This is a genomic window from Vibrio sp. R-1 (genome assembly GCF_035615595.1).
Lineage (GTDB): Bacteria > Pseudomonadota > Gammaproteobacteria > Enterobacterales > Vibrionaceae > Vibrio > Vibrio cholerae.
In genome coordinates this window covers 1-289 of record NZ_WPDC01000356.1, presented here as the reverse complement: position 1 = coordinate 289, position 289 = coordinate 1, and the positions used below count along the sequence as shown (strand labels likewise).

The following is a 289-nucleotide window of genomic DNA, read 5'->3' as shown; positions in this document are numbered from 1 at the left end:
TGTCGAGAATGACTTACGTCACAATGACCATATCGCAAAATAAACTGTTGATTTCAATTCATTTTGCGATATGGTGGAGCTAAGCGGGATCGAACCGCTGACCTCCTGCGTGCAAAGCAGGCGCTCTCCCAGCTGAGCTATAGCCCCGACGTTTTTCTTACTTTCCACTTTCTTGTACAAGAAGTGGTGGGTCTGAGTGGACTCGAACCACCGACCTCACCCTTATCAGGGGTGCGCTCTAACCACCTGAGCTACAGACCCATCGTAAGTGTCGCTCGTATTTATTAAC

General features: G+C 48.8%; 2 tRNA genes. Both read right to left on the bottom strand.

The features are described from left to right. Positions 1-71: 71 nt before the first annotated feature. A tRNA-Ala gene (locus GOU96_RS18500) sits at positions 72-147 on the bottom strand. 37 nt (positions 148-184) lie between these two features. Further along, positions 185-261, bottom strand: a tRNA-Ile gene (locus GOU96_RS18495). Between the last annotated feature and the right edge of the window lie 28 nt (positions 262-289).